6 protein-coding genes are annotated in these 5,354 nt (G+C 67.3%); 3 read left to right on the top strand and 3 right to left on the bottom strand.

Annotated elements, in window-relative coordinates; genetic code table 11:
* The coding region (locus QZ847_RS06960) for an EipA family protein (RefSeq protein ID WP_294354715.1) at positions 1-201 on the top strand (201 nt) is incomplete at its 5' end.
* Positions 202-249: 48 nt separating this feature from the next.
* Here QZ847_RS06960 and QZ847_RS06955 read toward each other — a convergent pair.
* Positions 250-1,578, bottom strand: a complete 1,329-nt coding sequence (locus QZ847_RS06955) for a dihydroorotase (protein ID WP_294354711.1) — start codon at positions 1,576-1,578, stop codon at positions 250-252.
* A gap of 44 nt (positions 1,579-1,622) precedes the next feature.
* Here QZ847_RS06955 and QZ847_RS06950 point away from each other — a divergent pair, with 44 nt between their 5' ends.
* Positions 1,623-2,354 (top strand): folate-binding protein, encoded by a 732-nt coding sequence (locus QZ847_RS06950; RefSeq protein ID WP_294354709.1) that lies wholly within the window; start codon positions 1,623-1,625, stop codon positions 2,352-2,354.
* Positions 2,355-2,356: 2 nt separating this feature from the next.
* On the opposite strand, the gene QZ847_RS06945 is transcribed toward QZ847_RS06950, so the two are convergent.
* Complete coding sequence (locus QZ847_RS06945) at positions 2,357-3,280, bottom strand: glycosyl hydrolase (RefSeq protein ID WP_294354707.1); 924 nt, start codon at positions 3,278-3,280, stop codon at positions 2,357-2,359.
* Entirely contained in the window at positions 3,277-4,098 is an 822-nt protein-coding gene (locus QZ847_RS06940; RefSeq protein ID WP_294354704.1) for a TIGR04290 family methyltransferase, read from the bottom strand. Before QZ847_RS06940 ends, QZ847_RS06945 begins: the two co-directional genes overlap by 4 nt.
* Positions 4,099-4,251: 153 nt before the next feature.
* Here QZ847_RS06940 and QZ847_RS06935 point away from each other — a divergent pair, with 153 nt between their 5' ends.
* Positions 4,252-5,178, top strand: a complete 927-nt coding sequence (locus QZ847_RS06935; protein WP_294354702.1) for a hypothetical protein — start codon at positions 4,252-4,254, stop codon at positions 5,176-5,178.
* The last annotated feature ends 176 nt before the right edge of the window (positions 5,179-5,354 follow it).

Raw genomic sequence — 5,354 nt, 5'->3', positions numbered from 1 at the left:
AACCTCTACGACACGCAGGAGCTGTTCAAGCGCTTCCCGGGTGCGGAGGGGCGACTGTACTTCGTCGGCGGATTCGCCGCGACTTATCTGCGGCGCGGCAACGTGGTGCTGATTCCGGTGCGGCTCGGCGTCGGCTGGCGCGCGGGCGTCAACGTCGGCTGGATGAAGTTCAGCGAAAAGTCGAAGTGGATGCCGTTCTGAGGCAGACGGCGCGGCGGATCGACCCGCCGCGTCGCCTTGTTCCAGCGATCAGCGCCCGAACGCGGTCGCCTCGAACCGGATCGGCGCGCCCTGTGCGCGCTCGCCGAGCTGGTCCTCCCACATCGCGACCTGACCGCGCACGATCGTGCCGATCGGCTTGCCGGTCAGCTCCATGCCCGTGAACGGCGACCAGCCGCTGCGCGAGGCGAGCCAGCGGTCCTCGATCGTCCAGCGTTTCTTCAGGTCGACCACCGTGAAGTCGGCGTCGTAGCCCGCGACGATGCGGCCCTTGCCGACGATCCCGAAGATGCGCTGCGCCCCCGCACTGGTCAGCTCGATCACGCGCTGCAAGCTCAGGCGGCCGTTCGCCGCGTGATCGAGCAGTAGCGGCAGCAGCGTCTGCACGCCGGGCATGCCGCTTGGGCTGGCGGGGTAGGGCTTCGATTTTTCCTCCAGCGTGTGCGGCGCGTGGTCGGAGCCGATCACGTCGGGCACGCCCTGGTTGAGCCAGTGCCACAAACCGTTGCGGTGCGCGCCCGAGCGGATCGGCGGGTTCATCTGCGCCAGCGTGCCGAGCCGCGGGTACGCCTCTTCGCCGGCTAGCGTGAGGTGCTGCGGCGTCACCTCGCAGGTCGCGATGTCCTTGTTCTGCCCGAGCAGCTCCAACTCGGCAGGCGTCGTCACGTGGAGCACGTGGATGCGCCGCCCCGCCGCGCGCGCCAGCCCTAGGATGCGGCGCGTGGCGAGGATTGCGCTCTCGTCGTCGCGCCAGACGGGATGCGACGAGGCATCGCCGGTGACGCGCTCATTCTCGCGCGCGTTCATCCGGTCCTCGTCCTCGGCGTGGATCGCGACGCGGCGCGTGCCGTGGGCGAGCACCTGCGACAAGGTGGCGTCGTCGCTGACCAAGAGGTCGCCGGTTGACGCGCCCATGAAGATCTTGACGCCCGCGGTGCCCGGCATCCGCTCCAGCTGGGCGAGCACCTGCGGATTGTGGTGCGTGGCACCAACGTAGAAGGCGTGGTCGCACCACATCCTGTCCTTCGCGCGTGCCAGCTTGTCGGCGATCGCCTCGGCGCTGTCGGTGTTGGGCTTGGTATTGGGCATCTCGAACACGCCCGTCACGCCGCCCATGACCGCAGCGACGCTGCCGCTTTCCAGATCCTCCTTGTGGACGAGGCCCGGTTCACGGAAGTGGACCTGCGTGTCGATGACGCCCGGCAGGATGTCGAGCCCGGTGCAGTCGATCGTGCGGCCGGCGTCGCTCACCTGTCCGATCGCGACGATCCGCCCGCCGCTGACCCCCACGTCGGTCTGCACGGGACCACCCGGCGTGTGAACAGTGCCGCCCGTCAGTTTCAGGTCACAGGTCGCCATCGCCAGCCCTTTCGTCGCGTGATGCGCCTCCCTAACTCGGGGGCATGAGCGACGCCACCCCGACGACCGCGCCTGACGGCACCACCTTGAGTGATCGCGCGGTGTTGCGTATTGCGGGCGAGGACGTGCGTGGCTTCCTGCAAGGATTGGTGACGAACGATACCGCGCGGCTGCCGGCCTACGCCGCGCTGCTGACGCCGCAGGGAAAGGCGTTGTTCGACTTCATCATGTGGGCGGACGGCGACGACGTGCTGCTCGATGTCGAGGCGGATCAGGCCGACGCGCTCGCGCGGCGACTGTCGATCTACCGCCTGCGCCGCGTGATCACGATCGCGCGCGATGAGGAATCGGCGGTGCACTGGTCGCGCGAACCGGTGGAAGGCGCGCAGCCTGACCCACGCTCGCGCGCGCTGGGCTATCGCTGGATCGCGCCGCCCGGTGCGCCGGCAGAGGGTTGGCACGCGCACCGCCTATCGCTCGGCGTGACCGAAGGGTTGGCCGAGCTCGGCTCGGGCGAGACGCTGTGGCTCGAGGCGAATGCGCGCGAGCTGAACGGTGTCAGCTTCACCAAGGGCTGCTACGTCGGTCAGGAAAATACCGCGCGGATGCATCACCGCAGCAAGGTCAACCGCCGCCTCGCGGTCGCACCCGACGACGCGACCGATCCGAAGCGGCGTGTGGCTTATGCGGACCTCGGCCTGATGGTGACGGTGCGCCGTGCCGAGGAGCTGGGCAACGCGGTGGTGCCTTCCGATCGGGAAGACACCACCGCTTAAATTTACGCCGCGACCGTCTCGGTCACCGGCACTGCCACCTTGGGCGCGTAGCGCTCGATCATCTGCGCGCAGAAGTCGGCGAACGCCTGCGGATCGCGCGCCGCGCTGGTGTGGTGCGGCTGGATGCCGAGATGCTCGGGCGTGAAGCAGAAGGTGACGGTGGTGTCGAAATCCTGCAGCGCCTCCATCTGCCGGTCGAACCAGCCGAGCGCGTCGGGGCGGAAGCTGTCGGCCCATGACAATCCGGTGCGCAGCTTCTTCGTGCCGAGCCGCTTCATCCACTCGACGGCGTCGTCCAGACGCGGGTCTAGGTAGTGGAACCACTGCATCAGCCCCATCTCGCTCGCCACCTTGGCATAAGAGTCGAGCGACGGCTTGGGGGTGCCGTCGGCGCGGATCAGCCCCATGTAGAAATGGCGGTAATAGCTTGACCCTTCGGCCTCGCGGTGGCGCGTCGTCGCGCCCCATTCCTGCGGCAGGTCGAACAGCGAGTACCAGTAGATGCGCGGCACGCGGCCGATCAGCAGCTCGGCGGTCTTCTCGACCCCGAACACCTGCACTTCCTCCGCGCCGAACGAGCCGACGCCGACCTCGGTCACCCACACGGGCTTGTCCGTCACGGCCTCGATCTCGGCGATCTTCTTCGGCCAATCGTGGATCGACCACAGATTCCAGTCGAGCGGGAAGCCGTGCACCGCCAGCACGTCGACGGCGTCCAGGCAGCCGTGGCCCTCCAGCCGCTTCACCCACATCGGGTCGATCGGCGACATGCCGCCCAGCACGCGCGTCACACCCGGATTGACGCTGTGAATCGCGGCGCCGGTGCGGCTGACGGTGTCGGCGAACTTCGACCAGTCGGGGTCGACCTCCGGGTCCCAGTGCGACTTGTTGTTCGGCTCGTTCCAGATCATCGCCGCTTCGATCACGCTTTTGCCCCCATATCGTTCTTAGCCGGATAGACCGCGGCCGGACCAAATTGCGCATAGGGCACGTCGGTGGCGCGGCAAAGAAACACGTCATCCTGCGGGCTTTCGACGATCTCGAACCCCGCCGCGCGCAGCATCGCCATCGATCCCGCACGATTGGGTGCCCACCAGTTGGTCCAGTCGCCCGCGAACTTGCGTTCGATGAAGTGCATCTTCGGGTAGCCGGGTTCATCGAAATACGGCGGCGGCGTGTAGCTGTCTGGCAGGAAGAACGGGTGATCCTCGGGCACGTCGGACACTTGCGTGGAGCCCTGCTGCATCGTCTGGAACAGCATCAGGTCGCGCGCGACGTGCTCACGGATCAGGTCGAGTGCCAAGAGCGGGTGGCGCAGGTGGTAGAGCACGCCCATGAAGATCACGAGGTCGAACCGCTCGCCCAGCTTCGCGACATCGTAAACCGACAGGTTACGGAACTCGACACTGTCCTCGAACCCCAGCGCACGCGCCGCGACGCGCGCTTGCGCCAGATAACGCTCGTCCGAGTCGATCCCGACAACCCGCGCCGCGCCGCGCCGCTTCATCTCCATCGAGTAGAAGCCCGCGTTGCAGCCGATATCGAGCACGGTCTTGCCAGTCAGGTCGGCGGGCACGCAGTCGCGGAACATCGCGAACTTGAAATTGGGATAGTCACCCAGGAAATGCTCGGGCGCGGTGTGGAGCCCGTTGCCCAAATCGATGTTGTGGAACCACGGCGCCAGCGCGTGCACTTCCTCGCGCAGCGCCGCGCGCGCATCGTCGCGCTGTTCGGTGTCGGTCAATCCAGCCCCCTTGGTGCGGCATGCGAGCACGCCGAGTGATCGTTACGCCAACACTCCTGACTTGGCCGCGTTCCTTGAGCGAAGCAACAAAGCTTATTGCATTACGCCAGCGCAACGACGGAACCGTGGCATGCAGCCAAGGATTGGACGGGGATGGTAGAAGCCGCCGCTCGATCCGACATCGACCCGTGGACCGCGGCGATGCGGCGCGGCGATTATGCGGCGGCGTTCGCGATCGGCGACGCGGTAATCGCCGGACGTGATCCTGCCGAACGCGACGATTCGAGGGTCGATTACCACCGCCGCTGGGTATGGGACGGTCGCGCGTTCGACGGCACCGACGTGCTGGTGCGCTGTTATCACGGGCTGGGCGATACGATCCAGTTCGCGCGATATCTGCCGCTGCTGGCCAGGCGCGCGCGATCGGTGACGGTCGAGGCACCGGCGCGGCTGCATGGTCTGCTGGGTGGCATCGCGGGCGTCGATCGCATGCTCGCGTTCGATCACGCCCGCCCGGCAAAACCGTCCGCGTGCGACATCGAGATCACCGAACTGCCGCAGGCGCTGCGTGCAACGCCGGATCACGCGCGCGCGCCCTATCTGCACGCCAGCCCCGCCGCGCTGCCCGCGGGCACGATCGGCTTATGCTATTCCGCCGGCGATTGGGATCACGACCGCCGCGTGCCGCCCGCACTGCTCGCGCCGTTGTGCGCCGGGCGCCGCTGCCTGTCGCTCGTCGCCGAGCCGACCGACCTCGACGTCCTCAATCCCGACGGCTGCCCGTTCGACATCAACGCGACCGCCTCGCTGATTGCCGCGTGCTCGCTCGTCATAACCGTCGACACGATGATCGCGCATCTGGCGGGCGCGCTCGGACGCACGACGTGGCTGATGCTCAAGGCAGAGCCCGACTGGCGCTGGTCGCCTGATCGCGCCGACACGCCGTGGTATCCGACGATGCGCCTGTTCGTGCAAGCGCGTGCCGGCGACTGGACCGGCGTCGTCGAGAGGATCGCGGACGCGCTCGACACACGAACCCATTCAATCGACGAAGGAGCGGCATATGGCGTCCAAGGTTAGTCCGATGGTTCCCGTTTCCTGGGGCGAGCTGCTCGACAAGATCAGCATTCTCGAGATCAAGCGCGAGCGGATCGTCCGTGCCGACGCACGCGCCAACGTCGCGAACGAGCATCGGCTGCTGAGCGAGTTCGGCAACATGGCGCTGCGCAGCGACGGCATCATGCCGCTCTACGCGA

Origin of the sequence: uncultured Sphingomonas sp., from assembly GCF_913778135.1 — a bacterium.
Classification (GTDB): domain Bacteria; phylum Pseudomonadota; class Alphaproteobacteria; order Sphingomonadales; family Sphingomonadaceae; genus Sphingomonas.
Note: the sequence above shows the minus strand (reverse complement) of the source record. Positions and strands in the feature narration are given on the sequence as shown.

Bases quoted from the DNA above. Each gene is read 5' to 3' on its own strand.
- QZ847_RS06950 (WP_294354709.1), top strand. From the start codon at position 1,623: ATGAGCGACGCCACCCCGACGACCGCGCCTGACGGCACCACCTTGAGT.
- QZ847_RS06955 (WP_294354711.1), bottom strand. From the start codon at position 1,578: ATGGCGACCTGTGACCTGAAACTGACGGGCGGCACTGTTCACACGCCG.
- QZ847_RS06935 (WP_294354702.1), top strand. From the start codon at position 4,252: ATGGTAGAAGCCGCCGCTCGATCCGACATCGACCCGTGGACCGCGGCG.